A 15532-nucleotide genomic window follows, 5' to 3' on the forward strand; every position below is an offset into this window, starting at 1 on the left:
CAGTGTTTCAGTCCAGGGGTCAAATTCGATGTCGAGCAAGCTTTTTATCGCCATGGGTCTCGCCCTCGCGCCGGCGACGATGGCCTGGTCCCAGGCTCCCGTTGCGCCGGCAGCACCCACACCCACCGTACCGGTCGCCCCGGCGGCGGCGGCAGTCCCGGTGTCCAAAAGCCCGCTCGCCGAGGCCATCAATACGCAAGGGATGGCGACGGTCGGCGACAAGGCGGCGCTGCGCCGCCAGCTGATCCGCGCGCAGGTGCTCCTCGACAGGCGGCATTTCTCGCCCGGCGTCGTTGACGGCACCACCGGCAGCAACCTGCGGCTGGCGCTGCGGGCGTTCCAGGAGGCCGAGGGCCTGCCGGTCAACGGCAAGCTCGACGCGGTGACGTGGCAGCGGCTGGTGGCGGGCGATCCGGCGCCGGTGATCCGCAGCTATACCTTGGTTGTCGAGGACGTCGCGGGGCCGTTCGCGGCACCGGTCGAACCCGGCGATTATGCAGCGATGGCAAAGCGGCCCAACATGACCTGGATGTCGGTCAGCGAATCGATCGCCGAGCGGGCCCATATGGACGAGAAATTGCTCATCGCGATGAACCCGGGGGCGAAGTTCGACGCTGTCGGCACCGAATTGCTCGTTGCCAATACCGTGCGCGGCGAACTGCCGGCGGTGGCGTCGATCAGCGTCGACAAGAAAAGCGGCGCGCTGCGGGCGATGGATGCCGGCGGCAAGCTGGTCGCCGCGTACCCGGCGACGGTCGGCAGCAGCGACATGCCGGCGCCGTCGGGAACCTGGGCGGTGCGCACGGTGGCGCCGTCGCCGAACTATACGTTCGACCCGAGCCGGCTGACGTTCAAGGCCAAGGGCGGCAAGTCCGAAAAGCTGACCATCCAGCCGGGACCGAACAACCCCGTCGGATCGACATGGATCGACCTGACCCGCGACACCTATGGCATCCATGGCACGCCGCATCCCGAGACCATCGGCAAGGCCGAGAGTCATGGCTGCGTGCGGCTGACCAACTGGGACGCCAAGGATCTGGCGGGCGCGGTCAAGCAGGGCACCAAGGTCGTATTCCGCGGGCGTTCGGCATAAGGCAAAGGAGGGCAGGCGGATTGACTCTTTTGCCGCCTGCCCCTATGCGCCGCCTCTTGAATTTGCGGTTGGGGCGTGTGCCCGCCGGCTGAGATGGATTTTTGACATGAAGCGTACCTACCAGCCTTCGAAGCTCGTCCGCGCCCGTCGCCACGGCTTCCGTTCGCGCATGGCGACCCCGGGTGGCCGCACCGTCATCCGCAACCGCCGCGCCCAGGGCCGCAAGAAGCTTTCCGCCTAAATCCTGTGCCGGTGCTGGCAACCATCCGGTTGCGGCGTGATTACCTGGCTGCAAACAAGGGTCGCCGGGCGGTAACGTCCGGCTTCATCCTGTTGGTACAACCGCGCGGCGACAGTGACGAGCTGATCCGCGCCGGCTATACCGTCACCAAGAAGATCGGCGGTGCGGTGGTCCGCAACCGCATGAAGCGCCGCCTGCGGGCATTGGCGCGCCAATTGCTGCCACAGGCCGGAACGCCGGGCGCCGACCATGTTCTGATCGGCCGCGAAGGCGGCATCGAACGCGATTTTGCCGAGCTGCGCCGCGATCTCGAACGCGCGCTGGCAAAAGCGCAGCGATGAGCCTTGCCGGCCGTGTGCTGGTGCTGCCGATCCGGCTGTACCAGCTGACGCTGTCCCGGATTATGCCGCCGAGCTGCCGGTTCGCGCCCTCATGTTCGGCCTATGCGATCGGGGCGCTGCAGAAGCATGGCGCGGTCAAGGGCTTGTGGCTGGCGCTGCGCCGGATCGGTCGTTGTCATCCATGGGGCGGGTCGGGCTATGACCCGGTCCCGTGACAGGCTATAGGCGCGGCATTCCTGCCTGCGCAGCCGTTTTGAAGAAGAGTCGATTGTGACCCAAGACAACCGCAACATGATCGTTGCCGTGCTGATGTCGGCGCTCGTGCTGCTCGGCTGGACGTTCTTCAGCGAGAAATATTTTCCACCGGCCAAGCCTGTCGTGGTGGCCAGTGCACCGATTGCAGCCCCTTCGGCAACGACTCCTTCGGCAACGACGACAGCCAGCCCGGGCGTCGCCGCTGCCGTGCCCGGTGCAATCCCAGTTGCCGGCGTGGTCGCCCCGGTCGGTGACCGCAAAGCCGTGCTCGCCGCCAGCCCGCGCGTCATCGTCGACACGCCGCGGCTGCAGGGCTCGATCAACCTCAAGGGCGCGCGTTTCGACGATCTGGTGATGACCCAGTATCGCGAGACCAAGGACAAGACCTCGCCGCCGGTCCGCCTGCTCAGCCCAAGCCCAGTCATCGACGCGTGGTTCGGCCAGTTCGGTTGGGCCGGGCCGGGCGTGCCACCGGTCGACGCATTGTGGACGGCGAGTTCGACCCGCCTGACCCCCGCCGCGCCGGTAACGCTGACCTGGACCTCGCCCGCCGGCGTGCGCTTCGAGCAGGTCATCGCCGTCGACAAGGATTTCCTGTTCACCGTCAACCAGCGCGTCGCCAACGGCAGCGCGGCGCCCGTCAACGTCCAGCCCTGGGGGCTGGTCTCGCGTCACGGCGAGGGTGTGGAAAAGACCGCGTTCAACCTTCACGTCGGCCCGATCGGCGTGATTGACGGGACGCTGCGGGATAGCGAGATCGAGTACAAGAAGCTGCAAGAAGGCGGCGCCAAGACCTACGCCACCACGGGCGGCTGGCTCGGCATTACCGAAAAATACTGGCTGGCGGCGGTCATCCCCGACCAGAAGGAAAAGATCGACGCACGCTTTGCATCCGCGCCGGGCGACCAGTTCCAGACCGATTTCCTCGGCGTGCCGATCGCCGTCCAGCCCGGCAAGATCGCCCAGACGACGGCGCATTTCTATGCCGGCGCCAAGGAGATCAAGCTGCTCGACGGTTACATGACGTCGCTCAACGTGCCGCATCTCGACCTGGCGATCAGCTGGGGCTGGTTCGGCTTCATCGCCCAGCCGATCTACAAACTGCTGAGCTGGCTGTTCACGTTTACCGGCAACTTCGGCCTGGCGATCATCTGCCTGACGCTGATCGTCCGCGCCGCGCTGTTCCCGATCGCCAACAAGCAATATGAATCCATGGCCAAGATGCGCATCGTCGCGCCCAAGATGAAGGCCATCCAGGAGCGCAACAAGGGCGACAAGCTGAAGGCCCAGCAGGAGATGATGGTCCTGTACAAGACCGAAAAGGTCAATCCGCTCGCCGGCTGCCTGCCGCTGGTTTTGCAGATCCCGATCTTCTACGCGCTCTACAAGACGCTGCTGCTGTCGACCGAAATGCGCCACCAGCCGTTCGCGCTGTGGATCACCGACCTGTCGGCGCCCGATCCAATGACCCCGCTCAACCTGTTCGGGCTGATCCCGTGGACGCCGCCGGCGATGATCGCCATCGGTATCTTCCCGATCATCCTGGGCGTCACCATGTGGCTTCAGCAGCGCATGAACCCGACGCCGCTCGACCCGGTGCAGAAGCAGGTCTTCGCGATCATGCCGTGGATGTTCATGTTCATCATGGCGCCGTTCGCCGCCGGCCTGCAGCTGTACTGGATCGTCAACAATCTCGTGTCGATCGCGCAACAATGGTTCATGCTGCGCAAATACCCGATGCCGGCGACGCCGCCCGAGGCGATTACCGTCAAGCCGGGCACGGTCAAACCTACGAGTGTGAAATGAGCATCGAATTCGCCGACGACGAACAGTTCGATCCCGTCGCCGTCGCCAAGGCGGCCAAGGCGCGCGACTGGGCGATCGAGGACGCGCGCCGGCTGTTCTCCGGGCCGGTCGAGTTCAAACTGTCAGCCCCCGAATTGCAGTTCCTGCCCGATCCCGACGTGCCCGAGATCGCTTTCGCCGGGCGCAGCAACGTCGGCAAGTCGTCGCTGCTCAATGCGCTGACCGGCCGGCAGGGGCTGGCGCGCGCGTCGAACACGCCAGGCCGGACGCAGGAGCTCAACATCTTCGACGTCGGCGAGCCGCGCGTGCTGCGGCTGATCGACATGCCCGGCTATGGCTATGCCGAGGCGCCCAAGGACCTGGTCGCGCGGTGGAAGCGGCTGATCCTCGATTATCTGCGCGGCCGCGTCGTGCTCAAGCGCGTGCTCGTCCTCGTCGATGCGCGGCATGGGCTCAAGGCAGTCGATCTCGAGATCATGACGATGCTCGACAAGGCGGCGGTGAGCTACCAGCTGGTGCTGACCAAGTCCGACAAAATCAAGCCGACGGCGCTGACGGCCACCATGGCCGGCGTCGAGGCGATCGCGCGCACGCATGTCGCCGCCTTTCCCGAAATCCTGGCGACATCGGCCGAAACCGGTGCCGGCATGGCCGAACTGCGGCTCGCGGTGATGACCGCGGCGCAAAGCTGACACGCATTACCAAAGGGGCGATCGCATGAAGATCATCATCGGCAACCGGGCCTATTCGAGCTGGTCGATGCGCGGCTGGCTGGCGGCCAAGCTTTCGGGCCTGCCGTTCGAAACGGTGATCATCCCGATGGATACCCCGGCCTGGACCAGCGGCGAGGCCAAGAACGACATGCCATCGGGCCGCGTGCCGGTGCTGTGGGACGGCAAGACCCCCGTATGGGACAGCGCCGCGATCATCGAATGGCTGGCGGACAAGGGCGGGCGTGACCGATTCTACCCGCGCGAACTGCCGGCGCGGGCGCTCTGCTATTCGATCAGCGCCGAAATGCATTCGGGCTTTGGAGCGTTGCGCAGCGGCTGCCCGATGAACCTCAAGGAGCGCTTCCCCAGCTTTGCCCCGACCGCCGAGATCACCGCCGACGTTGCCCGCATCGACGCGCTGTGGAGCGAAGCCCGCGACAAATTCGGCGGCGATACCGACCTGCCGTGGCTGTTCGGGGCGTTCAGCGCCGCCGATGTCATGTACGCGCCAGTGGTGACGCGGGTCGACACCTATGGCCTGCCCGTTAGCGCCACCGCGCGCGCTTATGTCGACGCCGTGCTGGCGCATCCCTGGATGAGCGAATGGGTCGCCGCGGCCAAGGCGGAGGACTATCCGTTCGACCGCTATCCCGTCCCGGGCGGCGTTCCCGCCTGAAAATTGCCGGCGGCGTGCCCGCCTGATCCAATCACTTTTCCGGAGAATTCGATGAAGCTGCTGCTGTGCGCTGCTGCCCTTGGACTTCATGCAGCGCCGCTGCTCGCCGCCGAGCCCGATTTTTCCGCCGATCGCGTCAAGTCGCACGTCGCTTTCCTGTCCGACGACCTGCTCGAAGGCCGCGGCACCGGTACGCGCGGCCACGAGATCGCGGCGCGCTATGTGGCGACGCAACTGGCCGGCTATGGCGTGCTGCCGGCCGGCAAGGACGGCAGCTGGCTCCAGCCGGTGACGCTGTCCGAAGCCAGCATCGCGGCGCCGGGCCGGGTCACGATTACCCCCACAAAGGGCGCGCCTACGACATTCCCGCACGCTGGCGAGGTCATCATCAGCGCCAGCCAGACCGCGGCGACGTCCGATGTCGAGGCGCCGGTGGTGTTCGCCGGCTTCGGCCTCGACGCGCCCAAACAGGGCCATGACGATTATGCCGGGCTCGACGTGCGCGGCAAGATCGTCGCCGTACTGTCGGGCATTCCCAAGGGCCCGCCGAGCGAGATCACCGCGCATCTCAGCCGGCTCAAGCCCCGCATGGCGTCGGATCGCGGCGCCATCGGCTTCATCACTATCCCCTCGCTGCAATCGATGAAGCTCCGGCCCTGGGACCGCTCGCTGCAAACGGCGAACGTTCCGTCGATGACCTGGGTCAAGCCCGATGGCACGCCGTTCGTGGCCGCCCCCGGCCTGAAGGCGCAGGCGTCGTTCAGCCCGGTGGCCGCCGCAGCGCTGTTCGCCGGCGCCAGGCAGCCGATGGCCGATATCCTCGCCGCGGCCGACAAGGAAGGCGGCCAGCCCAGGGGTTTCGCGCTGGCGACGCGGGCGCGAATCGCGACGACTTCGACCCAGCGCAAGGTCGAGACGGCGAATGTCGTCGGCATGATCCCGGGCAGCGACCCGGTGCTCAAGGCAGAGAGCGTTGTGATGATGGCGCATCTCGACCATCTCGGCGTCCGCGCCGACAAAACCGGCGACAATATCTATAACGGCGCGCTCGACAACGCCGCCGGCACCGCGGTGATGCTCGAGGCCGCGCATGCCTTCGGCGGCGATGCGGTCAAGCCGAAGCGGTCGCTGATCTTCGTCGCCAGCACCGCCGAGGAAAAGGGGCTTTTGGGGGCCGAGGCCGTCGCCAACAACCCGCCGGTACCGATCGACACGATCGCCGGCGTCGTCGATCTCGATCAGCCGTTGCTGCTCTATCCGTTCACCGACGTCATTACGTTCGGCGGCGATCACTCGACGATGGGCGAGGCGATTTCGCGCGCCGTCGCCAAGGCCGGAGTGACACTCTCGCCCGATCCGATGCCCGCCGAGACGATCTTCGTGCGCTCCGATCATTATACCTTCGTCAAGCGCGGCGTGCCGGCGTTGCTGCTCGCCACCGGGTTCGCGAATGGCGGCAAGGCGGCGTGGGAGCGTTTCCTGTCGACCGATTATCACCAGCCGAGCGACGACATGAAGCAGCCGATCGACTGGGCAGCCGGGGCCAAATACGCACGGGTCAACTATTTGATCGCGCGTGAGATCGCCGATGGCGCCGAGCGTCCGCACTGGTACGCTGGCGATTATTTCGGCGACAGTTTTGCGCCCAAGGCGGTCAAGGCGACGCGGCCCAAGGCTGTGGCGCGCTGATGACGCACGACGCACTCGCATTGGCGCAGGCGCTGATCCGCTGCCCCAGCGTCACGCCGGCCGATGCGGGCGCGCAAGACGTGCTGGCGGGCGCGCTGTTGGCGCTGGGCTTCGAGGTGCATCGGCTGCGTTTCGGCGAAGCGCCCGACGGGCCGATCGACAATCTGTTCGCCACATACGGCAGCGGATCACCGCATTTCGCCTTTGCCGGGCATACCGATGTCGTGCCGACCGGCGATATCGCCCAGTGGAGCGCCGATCCGTTCGCTGCCGAAATCGCCGATGGCCAGTTGATCGGTCGCGGTGCCGCCGACATGAAGGGCGCGATCGCCGCCTTCGTTGCTGCCGCCGCGCGGCATGTCGAGCGCAGTGCGCCGGGCCGCGTTTCGCTCATCATTACCGGCGACGAGGAAGGGCCGGCGACCTTCGGCACCCAGCCGATGCTGACCTGGCTCGAAGCGCAGGGACTGGTGCCGGATATGTGTCTTGTCGGCGAACCGACCTCAGCGCAGCAGCTCGGCGACACCATCAAGATCGGCCGGCGCGGCTCGCTCAACGCCTGGATCACCGTCAACGGTGCGCAGGGGCACGTCGCTTATCCACAGCGCGCCGGTAATCCGGTGACCCGGCTGGTGGCGGCGCTGGCGGACTTGAAGGCGCGCGTGCTCGACAGCGGCAGCGACTGGTTCGACGCCTCGAACCTCGAGATCACCGACATCGGCGTGGGCAACCCGGCGACCAATGTCATCCCGGCACAGGCGCGCGCGCGGATCAACATCCGCTTCAACGATCTCCACCGCGGGCCTGACCTGTCGGATTGGGTGCGCGAAACCGTATCGGCCCACGCGCCCTCCGCCGAAATCATCGTCAGGATTTCCGGTGAAGCATTCCTCACCGAGCCCGGCCCCTTGTCGGATATCGTCACCCAGGCCGTGCTGGCGGTGACCGGGACGAAGCCGGCGCTGTCGACCAGCGGCGGCACGTCCGACGCGCGTTTCATCCGCCGGCTGTGCCCGGTTGTCGAGTTCGGGCTCGTTGGAGCCTCGATGCACAAGGCCGACGAGAGCGTCGCGGTCACCGACCTCGCCGCCCTCGCCGATATCTACGACCATGTACTACAACAGGTTTTCACCCGCTGATCAGGCTTCCTCCTCGGCGTCGATGTTGACTAGCGTCTCGGCCAGCATCGTCGCATACTGATCGCCGCCATAGATTTCCTTGGTGGCAAGCTTCAACTGCTTCACGTCTTCCTTCAGCCCGAGCGCGTTGGCGAAGGCCGCTGCCGTGCCGAAGCCGGCGATGCCGTAATGCGTCATGCGCTGATACTGGGCGATGATCTGCGCATCGAGCAGCGGGCCCTTTTCCGGACCTTCCTCGAGCGTGTGCTTGACTGCCTCGGCGACCAGCCCTTCCATGCCCTTGCAATGTTCCTTCTGGGCCTTTTCGCCCTGCGCCACGATCAGCCCCTTGAGGATGTCGGTGTGCTTGGCGATGCCGTCCATTGACGTCGCCAGCATTTCCTTCAGCTTGGGCTCGCTGGCCTTGCCGGCGATCTTCTTCACTGTGCGCTGCATCTGGTCATTGGCGGACCACAGGTCCTTCAATTCGTCGATGTACAGGTCTTCGAGCGATTCGGGGGCGTCGGACATCGTCTCTCTCCAGTTCAGGTTGCGTCCGTGAAAAGACGCCCGAGACGCAGCCCCGTTCCCACCTAAACCGACGGGTCTCCATTATACCGGCTCTCGAGAAATTTGCCGTGGACGACCATGGCATCGCGGTCGGCGGCGGCCAGCGCGTCCGACGCGCGGGCAAGTTCGGCATCGACGACCTTCAACCCGTCGATCAGCGTCGTCTCGATCGTCCGGCCATCGTCGTCGAGCGTCCGGGCCCGCTGTTCGGCGGGCACGCGGGTATAGCGTTCGACCAGTTCGGGCAGATGCTTGCCGAGCAGGCGTTGCAGGTCCTGTGCCACCGGATCGGCGGGCGACGCCGCGGCCAGTTGCGTCTCGAGCGTCGCCAGCTTGGCCGAGATCGCATCGACCTGCGGCGCAGCGAGGCGTGGCAGTTCGCGGCGCCGGCGGTCGAGCCAGGCATCGGTCGCAGCGGGCAGGGCGGCAGGCGCCGCTTCACCCAGGTTGCGCGGCTCGGGCTCGTCGCGCACCGAGATTGCTGCCGCCATTGTCGCAAACAGCCCGAACAGCACGGCAAGCACGAGGACCGTCGTGCCGACCGGGCCGATGATCAGCCCCCACAGGATCAGCGCCAGGATGATCGCGGCACCGGTCATGCCAGCACGAGCGACGCGCTTGCCGAACTTCGCCGTTGTCCGCTGCCGCCGCCGCGAGCGGGCGCGCTGGGCGGCCTCGCCCATCGCCAGCCGCTGCAGGCGTTCCTCGTTGCGGTCGATGACGGTGCCCGGATCGGCCATGATCAGTTCAGCGCCTCGAACGGCGACGCGCCCTTGTTGTCGAGCCGGGCCTGGCTGGCCCCCTCGGCGCGCGCGATATAGCCGCGGCTCTTTTCAACTTCGGTCGACAGTGTGTCGACCGTCGTCTTCATCGAATCGAGCGCCTTCAGTTTGAACGCATCGATCGCGTCCATCGTCTGATAGACGTTCTGGAAGGCGCGCTGCAGCGTCTCGATCGGGATCGTGCTGCTGGCGGCCTGCTCGTGGATGGCGGCGGTCTGCGTCTTGAGCAGGTTCCCGGTCGAATCGATCATGTTCGCCGTCGTGGTGTTGAGCGCGCCGATCGATTCGAGCACCAGCCGCTGGTTGGTCAGCGCCTGTGCCACGGTCACAGCGGTCCGCAGCGCAGCCACAGTCGTCGTCGAGGCACGGTCGACGCCCTTGACCAGTTCGACGTTGTTCTTCTTGACGAGATCGAGCGCCAGGTAGCCCTGCACCGATACCGCCAGCTGGGTCAGCAAGTCGGTCGAACGCTGGCGGACATAGAATAGCGCCGTCTCGCGGATCGCCTTGGCCTTGGCGGGATCGGTGTAGTCGAGCTCGATGGCCTTTTCCTCGAGCCGCTTGTCGAGCGTCTTCGAGACGTGGACCATCTGCTCGAGCTTGCCCATCGCCGTCCACAGATTGGCGCGTTCCTGATCGATGGCGGCGTTGTCGTGGAGGAGTTCGTCCTTGCCGTCCTTCAACCGGCCCAGGATCGCCGAGATGTGCGACTGCGCCGATTTATAGCTGTCAAAATAGCCGCGCAGCTTGTCGCCGCCGAACGGGATCAGCCCGAACAGCTTTTTCTTGGTCGTCAGGTCGCCGCGCCGGCTCGGGTCGAGATCCTCGATGGTGGCGCGCAATTGGGTCAGGTCGGCGCCGATGCCGGTTTCCTTGTCCATCGCGCGCACCGGGCGATCGAGGAAACGGTTCGACTGGCCGGCGGCGCTGGCGATCTCGGTGGCGCCCAGATTGGCCAGCTTTTCGACTTCCTTGCCGAACTCGGGGCTGGCGGCGTCCTTGGCGACCAGGTCGGCGATGAAGGTGTCGACGCGCGCTTCGAGCTCGGTCACCTGTTCAGTCTTCAATGGCACCAGCCCGGCGGCCTGTGCCGGAGCAATCGCGCTGATCGCTACCGGCGCCTCGAGCTTGATTGCGGTTTCCGTTGCCTCGACCTTGGCCATCTTTATCCCTTCCGTCACGTCTGGTCGCCTTGATAGCAGAGCTACGCGGCTTCCTCCACTGTGTCAGTATTGTAGGACGGTTTGACAAGGCTTGGTGGCGCGATTTCCGTCACCGTGACGCGCATGTCGGTCTGGCGGACGGGGCCGGCCGTCGTCAGGAAGGCGATGTCGGCGGCGTCGCGGCCGTGCGCGATGCGGACCATGCCGCCGATCGGCGCCAATCGCGTCGGATCGACCAGCCACCAGCCGCCATCGAGGAAAACCTCGAAAACCGCATGAAAGTCTGGCGGGTCGAGGTGCAGCGCATAGGCCGACACGGCGCGCGCCGGGACCCCTGCGGCGCGGCAGAGCGTGATGCCAAGATGCGTGAAATCGCGGCAGACGCCGGCGCGGTCGATGAAGGTTTCCGACGCGCTGGTCGTTCCGGTCGAGACGCCGTGGCAATAATCGAGGTTCTCGTGGAGCCAGTCGAGGATGGCGAGAACCCGCGCGCCGCCCGGCGCAATGTGGCCGAACTGGCGCTGGGCAAAGCGCAGGAACTGGTCGACCGGGCAATAGCGGCTGGGCAGCAGATACGGCAGGACCCCGACCGGCAGCTGCGACCACGGCGCGACCTGGAGCGCGGCGGGCAGCTCGAGCCGCGGTGCGAGGCGGACGATGGCCGAATATTCGATCCAGAACGGCCCATCGAGCCGGCCGCGCAGCAAGCGCCCGCCGCTGACCGGATCGACCGATTCCGACAGCCGCACGCCGTTGGAGTAGGCCAGTTTTTCGCTTTCGATCGTCTGTCCCGAGGCGTGTGCAGCCAGGACCACCGCAATGGTTTCGGTGGGTTCGGCAAAATTATAGGCAAGGCGAGACTGGACCTGAACGCGCAACGACGGACTCCTGGCGGGGCAAAGACGGAAATCGGGAGGCCGACGCGAACGCGCGAGCCGGACGCGCGTTTCGCACGCGCCGGCTGATTCGCGCAGTGAATTATTAGCGTCGGGCCGGCCGGCGCGCGCGTCAGGCGATCAGCGCGTCGACGGTGTCGTGAAAGCGCTTCACGCCCTGTTCGAGACCGCCAAGCAGGACATGGTCGACCGCCCCCGATTCGAGCCCCTGCTGGCCAAGCCCGGCGGCGCGGAAGTCCTCGCCGCCGAACACCCCCTGGTCGAGCAATCTCCAGCTTTTTGCCCAGTGCGCCTCGGCCTTTTCGGTCGCCGGCGCGGTGGGGATCAGCATGAAGTCCTCTACCAAAGTCCGGTTCACCGATTGCGGCATCAGCGTCATGATGTTGATGTAGTCGGGCGACGCCACGACGATGACGGCGGGCACCAGCTGATAGGCAAAGGTAACGGCGCGGCGCAGCTGCACCATGTCGCCGAAATCGGTCGCCTCGAGCGCCGCCAGCCGCCCCACGGCGGAGCGTGCATGCGGCCCGATGGTGTCGCCGGTCGAAACCCCGTCCTGGAAGAACGGCGCGATGGTCGCGGCGTGGAGGCGGACGACATGATAGCTTTCGTTGAAAGCATCCATGATCAGCTTCCAGTTCGCCGGGACGTCGTGCAGCGCGCGGGCATAAAGATGCTGCCCGCCAAAATCGAGCGCGTCGAAATCTGCCGCCAGCGGTCCCGCAGCCAGGCTGAAATCATAGCTGCGCATCCGGTCGAGCCCGGCCCAGATCAGCCCGCCCGCCTCGACACTCGGCATCTCGACAAGACCGCGGTTCGACTTGTCGAGGCCGGGAAACGTCTCCGGACGGGGCAGCCCCTTCAGCCGGCCATCCATCGCATAGGTCCAGGCGTGATAGGGGCAGACCAGTGCCGGGCCATGCGCGACGGTGCAGCCTTCGACCAGCCGGGTGCCGCGGTGCCGGCAGACGTTGAGAAAGACGCGCAACACGCCCTTTCCGTCGCGGGTGATCAACAGCGGCACGCCGAAGCCATCATGGGTAACGCTGGTATTGGGCCCGGGCAGCAGCGCCGACGGGCCAAGGATGACGGGGTAGGCATCGAACAGCCGCTCGCGCTCGCGCTCATACCGCGCCGGGCTGGTATAGACGTCGGCCGCGATCGTCGAGGTCTTCGCCGGGACCGTCTTGCCAGCCGCCGCCGGGATCGCCTCGGCGAGGGCGAGCTGGCCGGGTGTCGGGCGCCGAAAGGGCATATGCAGGTCCATGCTCAGCACGTTACGCGCGTTTCGACATGGCTGAAAGCTGGCAGGAACGCTAGACGGCGTCATCATGTCCCATGTTTCGGCGAAATTCATGATATGGACAGGACCCATGTCACACAGGCAGAACAGGTTTTGGGCGTTGGCCCGGTCATCGGGGGCGGGCAGGGCATGAATATTGTATCGCTCCGGTGTCCGGCGCCCGGCATGTCGGGCCGCTGAATGGCGGAATCGGGTCATCGGCTTTCGGTTGCCGGCAGGCTGCGCGAGCACCCGGTATCGGCCTATGGGCTGGCGATCGGCAGTGCCACTGCGGCGCTCGTGGTCCGGCTGTCGCTGGACGGCGTGTTCCCGCCGGGGTTTCCATTCCTGACGTTCTTCCCCGCGATCATCGTCACCAGCTTTTTCGCCGGCGCGCGGCCGGGATCGCTGTGCGCCTTCCTGTCGCTGCTGGCGGCGTGGTATTTCCTGATTCCGCGGCTCGACAGCTTTGCGCTGGCGCCCGGTACCATCACGCCATTGCTGTTTTTCGTTGCCGTCTCGGCGGTCGACATCATCCTGATCCATGCCATGCAGCAGGCGCTCGACCGCCTCGATGCGGAGCGCCAGCTGACGGCGCGGCTGTACGACCAGCAGCGCAATTTGTTCGCCGAACTCCAGCACCGCGTTGCGAACAACATGGCCTTCATCGCGGGACTTTTGCGCCTGCAGAAGCGCCGCGTCGCGCGTGAGCCCGAATCGGCGGCGCAAGCGTTCGACGAAGCAGTGACCCGTATCGACACGATGGGGCGCATCCACCGTCGGCTGTACGATCCGACCGCCGTCGGCAAGGCGTTGGCGGTGCATCTGCAGACGGTCTGCGAGGAACTGCTGCAAGCCACCGGCAACACCCGGATCACCTGCAAGGTCGAAGTGCCCGACATGCAGCTCGGCCTCGAACGCCTGGTGCCGCTGTCGCTGCTCGTCGCCGAGGTCGTCACCAATTCGCTCAAGCACGCGTTTCCGGATGGTGCCCGCGGAACCATCACGGTGACCGTCGAACCCGCCCCCGAGGGCGACCGCGTGCTGGTCATACGCGACGATGGCATCGGCCTGCCGGCCGGGCATGATCCGGGCGCCAGCCGCGGCCTCGGCATGCGGATCGTCGACGGACTCGCGGCGCAGATGGGTGGCCACATCAGCATGGCGAGCGAGGGCGGCGCCGTAACCCGGGTGCATTTGCCGACGTAAGGCGCTATGATGCGAGCCTGCACGAAAGGCCCGCCATGTTGTCGTTGTTGATCGCCGCCACGATTGCCGCTGCACCGTCGCCGCTGCTTCCGGCTCGCTGCGATCCCCGCCAACATGTCCACCCGGCCGACGCGCGTGCTGCTGTCGAACCGCACCGCCTCGATAGACAGCCCGCCGCCAGCACATATCTGACTGTTTTCCGGACAGTCGATTCCTGCCTGGCGCCGGTCATCGTCAATGCGCCCGGTAACCCCGCCGCACGCCAGCGTTGATTTGTGATTCGCGGGCGCTGAATGGGGCTCGCGCTCGGCGCAATCGCGGCTAGAGTGCGCCGATGACATCCCAGACTGCCGCCGGCTGGCGCGCCTATGTTCCCGCCGGTATCCGGCCCTATACCGAGGCTGGGCCGCTCGGTGCCCTCGGCCTCGGCATCTCGTCGGGCTTTCCGTTCGCGATGATCGCATCGACGCTGACGACGCGACTGGCCGAAGCCGGCATCGACAAGAAGGCGGTGACTGCCTTCACGCTGGCCTTCCTCCTCTACAACATCAAATTCCTTTGGGCGCCGCTGATCGACCGCGTCCGCCTGCCATTCCTCGCCGACCTCATCGGCCAGCGAAAGGCCTGGCTGCTGGTCATTGGCATCTGCGTGATGGCGTCGGTGTCGTGGCTTGGGCTCAGCGATCCCGCGGCCGGCCTTGGCCCGGTGGTTGCGGCAACGCTCGCCGTGGCGTTTTTCGGCGCCACCTACGACATCGTCATCGACGCGTTCCGCATCGAGAGCCTGACCCGCAACCAGCTCGGCGCCGGTTCGGGCATGTCGCAATATGGCTGGCGCATCGGCGCGAGCGCCGCTGGCGCAGCCGTGCTGCTGCTCGCCGAAAGCCGCGGCTGGAGCTTTGCCTATGTCGCCGCGACGCTGTTCGCGCTGCCGGCGATCATCGCCGGTTTCGCGCTCGGCGAACCGCTGCGCCCGGCCATCACCGGGCCGATCTTGCGCGGCTGGGCCGGGGTCCAGGACGCCGTGGTCGCGCCCCTCGCCGATTTCATGCGCCGCAGCGGCGCCGTGCTGACCCTGGCGTTCATCCTGCTCCACAAGGTCGGCGACACGATGGCCAATCTGACCTTCCGGCTGCTGTTCAACGACCTCGGCTTCACCAAGTCGGAGATCGCCTTCTACGACGTGCAACTCGGGCTTATCGCCTATCTCGTCGGCGTCTTTGTCGGCGGAATCGTCTATGCGCGCTTCGGCATGAAAAAGGCGGTGCTGATCAGCCTCGTCCTGATGGCGGTGTCGAACCTCAGCTTCGCCGTGCTGGCGGCAATGGGCCATTCCAACGCCGGCATGGCGGCGGCGATCGGCTTTGAAAACTTCACCAGCGGCATCGGCGGCGTCGCGGTCGTCGCCTATCTGTCGGCGCTCTGCGACCTGCGCTTCACCGCAACGCAGTTCGCCCTGCTGTCGGCCGCCGCCTCGATCACCGGGCGTTTCCTCGGCGGCACCACCGCCGGCGCGCTGATCGAGGGCATGGGCTATGTGAATTATTACCTGCTGACGACAGTGCTGGCGTTGCCGGGCATATTCCTGTTCCTCTACATGATGCGCGCCGGGCTTGTGGACGACACCATCCCCGATCGGCCGGACGAGCCTGATCCGGCCTGACACGCAACCATACCCTCATTGTAACATTCACAGGC

At 66.1% G+C, this 15532-nt stretch carries 17 protein-coding genes; 12 read left to right on the forward strand and 5 right to left on the reverse strand.

What is annotated here, in order from left to right:
* Positions 1–28: 28 nt before the first annotated feature.
* The 9 genes from IEW98_RS08210 to dapE all read left to right on the forward strand — a co-directional run bounded on the left by IEW98_RS08210 (position 29) and on the right by dapE (position 7953).
* A complete protein-coding gene (locus tag IEW98_RS08210) occupies positions 29–1093 on the forward strand; it encodes a L,D-transpeptidase family protein (RefSeq protein ID WP_188762465.1) in 1065 nt (354 codons plus the stop codon).
* Between the two features lie 106 nt (positions 1094–1199).
* On the forward strand, positions 1200–1334 hold the full coding sequence (gene rpmH / locus IEW98_RS08215; protein WP_188762466.1) for a 50S ribosomal protein L34: 135 nt from the start codon (positions 1200–1202) through the stop codon (positions 1332–1334).
* A gap of 11 nt (positions 1335–1345) precedes the next feature.
* The gene (gene rnpA / locus IEW98_RS08220) at positions 1346–1675 is read left to right on the forward strand and encodes a ribonuclease P protein component (protein WP_243450638.1); all 330 of its coding nucleotides are present in this window, start codon (positions 1346–1348) and stop codon (positions 1673–1675) included.
* A complete protein-coding gene (gene yidD, locus IEW98_RS08225) occupies positions 1672–1890 on the forward strand; it encodes a membrane protein insertion efficiency factor YidD (RefSeq protein ID WP_188762467.1) in 219 nt (72 codons plus the stop codon). The genes rnpA and yidD overlap by 4 nt, the downstream gene beginning before the upstream one ends.
* A gap of 55 nt (positions 1891–1945) precedes the next feature.
* A complete protein-coding gene (yidC, locus tag IEW98_RS08230) occupies positions 1946–3736 on the forward strand; it encodes a membrane protein insertase YidC (protein WP_279380359.1) in 1791 nt (596 codons plus the stop codon).
* A complete protein-coding gene (yihA, locus tag IEW98_RS08235; protein ID WP_188762468.1) occupies positions 3733–4428 on the forward strand; it encodes a ribosome biogenesis GTP-binding protein YihA/YsxC in 696 nt (231 codons plus the stop codon). The genes yidC and yihA overlap by 4 nt, the downstream gene beginning before the upstream one ends.
* 25 nt (positions 4429–4453) lie before the next feature.
* Positions 4454–5125, forward strand: coding sequence for a glutathione S-transferase family protein (locus IEW98_RS08240; RefSeq protein WP_188762469.1), 672 nt, complete (start codon positions 4454–4456; stop codon positions 5123–5125).
* Between the two features lie 51 nt (positions 5126–5176).
* Positions 5177–6814 (forward strand): M28 family metallopeptidase, encoded by a 1638-nt coding sequence (locus IEW98_RS08245; RefSeq protein ID WP_188762470.1) that lies wholly within the window; start codon positions 5177–5179, stop codon positions 6812–6814.
* A complete protein-coding gene (gene dapE / locus IEW98_RS08250) occupies positions 6814–7953 on the forward strand; it encodes a succinyl-diaminopimelate desuccinylase (RefSeq protein ID WP_188762471.1) in 1140 nt (379 codons plus the stop codon). Before IEW98_RS08245 ends, dapE begins: the two co-directional genes overlap by 1 nt.
* Here dapE and IEW98_RS08255 read toward each other — a convergent pair whose 3' ends face one another.
* The 5 genes from IEW98_RS08255 to IEW98_RS08275 all read right to left on the reverse strand — a co-directional run bounded on the left by IEW98_RS08255 (position 7954) and on the right by IEW98_RS08275 (position 12598).
* Positions 7954–8463, reverse strand: coding sequence for a YciE/YciF ferroxidase family protein (locus IEW98_RS08255; RefSeq protein WP_188762472.1), 510 nt, complete (start codon positions 8461–8463; stop codon positions 7954–7956).
* 62 nt (positions 8464–8525) lie between these two features.
* The gene (locus IEW98_RS08260) at positions 8526–9242 is read right to left on the reverse strand and encodes a hypothetical protein (RefSeq protein ID WP_188762473.1); all 717 of its coding nucleotides are present in this window, start codon (positions 9240–9242) and stop codon (positions 8526–8528) included.
* 2 nt (positions 9243–9244) lie between these two features.
* Complete coding sequence (locus IEW98_RS08265; RefSeq protein ID WP_188762692.1) at positions 9245–10447, reverse strand: toxic anion resistance protein; 1203 nt, start codon at positions 10445–10447, stop codon at positions 9245–9247.
* A gap of 41 nt (positions 10448–10488) precedes the next feature.
* Positions 10489–11325 carry a transglutaminase-like domain-containing protein gene (locus tag IEW98_RS08270; RefSeq protein ID WP_188762474.1) on the reverse strand — a complete coding sequence of 279 codons (837 nt, stop codon included), beginning with the start codon at positions 11323–11325 and terminating at the stop codon, positions 10489–10491.
* A gap of 130 nt (positions 11326–11455) precedes the next feature.
* The gene (locus IEW98_RS08275) at positions 11456–12598 is read right to left on the reverse strand and encodes an aromatic ring-hydroxylating oxygenase subunit alpha (protein WP_243450639.1); all 1143 of its coding nucleotides are present in this window, start codon (positions 12596–12598) and stop codon (positions 11456–11458) included.
* Between the two features lie 228 nt (positions 12599–12826).
* On the opposite strand from IEW98_RS08275, the gene IEW98_RS08280 reads away from it, so the two are divergent.
* From IEW98_RS08280 to IEW98_RS08290, 3 genes are all read left to right on the forward strand, one after another.
* Complete coding sequence (locus tag IEW98_RS08280; protein WP_188762475.1) at positions 12827–13834, forward strand: sensor histidine kinase; 1008 nt, start codon at positions 12827–12829, stop codon at positions 13832–13834.
* Between the two features lie 35 nt (positions 13835–13869).
* Entirely contained in the window at positions 13870–14106 is a 237-nt protein-coding gene (locus IEW98_RS08285) for a hypothetical protein (protein ID WP_188762476.1), read from the forward strand.
* A gap of 62 nt (positions 14107–14168) precedes the next feature.
* Entirely contained in the window at positions 14169–15497 is a 1329-nt protein-coding gene (locus IEW98_RS08290) for an AmpG family muropeptide MFS transporter (RefSeq protein ID WP_188762477.1), read from the forward strand.
* Positions 15498–15532: the final 35 nt, after the last annotated feature.

Origin of the sequence: Sandarakinorhabdus glacialis, from assembly GCF_014643455.1 — a bacterium.
Lineage (GTDB): Bacteria > Pseudomonadota > Alphaproteobacteria > Sphingomonadales > Sphingomonadaceae > Sandarakinorhabdus > Sandarakinorhabdus glacialis.

Bases quoted from the DNA above. Each gene is read 5' to 3' on its own strand.
- IEW98_RS08210 (WP_188762465.1), top strand. From the start codon at position 29: ATGTCGAGCAAGCTTTTTATCGCCATGGGTCTCGCCCTCGCGCCGGCG.
- rpmH (WP_188762466.1), top strand. From the start codon at position 1,200: ATGAAGCGTACCTACCAGCCTTCGAAGCTCGTCCGCGCCCGTCGCCAC.
- yidD (WP_188762467.1), top strand. From the start codon at position 1,672: ATGAGCCTTGCCGGCCGTGTGCTGGTGCTGCCGATCCGGCTGTACCAG.
- yihA (WP_188762468.1), top strand. From the start codon at position 3,733: ATGAGCATCGAATTCGCCGACGACGAACAGTTCGATCCCGTCGCCGTC.
- IEW98_RS08240 (WP_188762469.1), top strand. From the start codon at position 4,454: ATGAAGATCATCATCGGCAACCGGGCCTATTCGAGCTGGTCGATGCGC.
- IEW98_RS08245 (WP_188762470.1), top strand. From the start codon at position 5,177: ATGAAGCTGCTGCTGTGCGCTGCTGCCCTTGGACTTCATGCAGCGCCG.
- dapE (WP_188762471.1), top strand. From the start codon at position 6,814: ATGACGCACGACGCACTCGCATTGGCGCAGGCGCTGATCCGCTGCCCC.
- IEW98_RS08255 (WP_188762472.1), bottom strand. From the start codon at position 8,463: ATGTCCGACGCCCCCGAATCGCTCGAAGACCTGTACATCGACGAATTG.
- IEW98_RS08260 (WP_188762473.1), bottom strand. From the start codon at position 9,242: ATGGCCGATCCGGGCACCGTCATCGACCGCAACGAGGAACGCCTGCAG.
- IEW98_RS08265 (WP_188762692.1), bottom strand. From the start codon at position 10,447: ATGGCCAAGGTCGAGGCAACGGAAACCGCAATCAAGCTCGAGGCGCCG.
- IEW98_RS08275 (WP_243450639.1), bottom strand. From the start codon at position 12,598: ATGCCCTTTCGGCGCCCGACACCCGGCCAGCTCGCCCTCGCCGAGGCG.
- IEW98_RS08280 (WP_188762475.1), top strand. From the start codon at position 12,827: ATGGCGGAATCGGGTCATCGGCTTTCGGTTGCCGGCAGGCTGCGCGAG.
- IEW98_RS08285 (WP_188762476.1), top strand. From the start codon at position 13,870: ATGTTGTCGTTGTTGATCGCCGCCACGATTGCCGCTGCACCGTCGCCG.
- IEW98_RS08290 (WP_188762477.1), top strand. From the start codon at position 14,169: ATGACATCCCAGACTGCCGCCGGCTGGCGCGCCTATGTTCCCGCCGGT.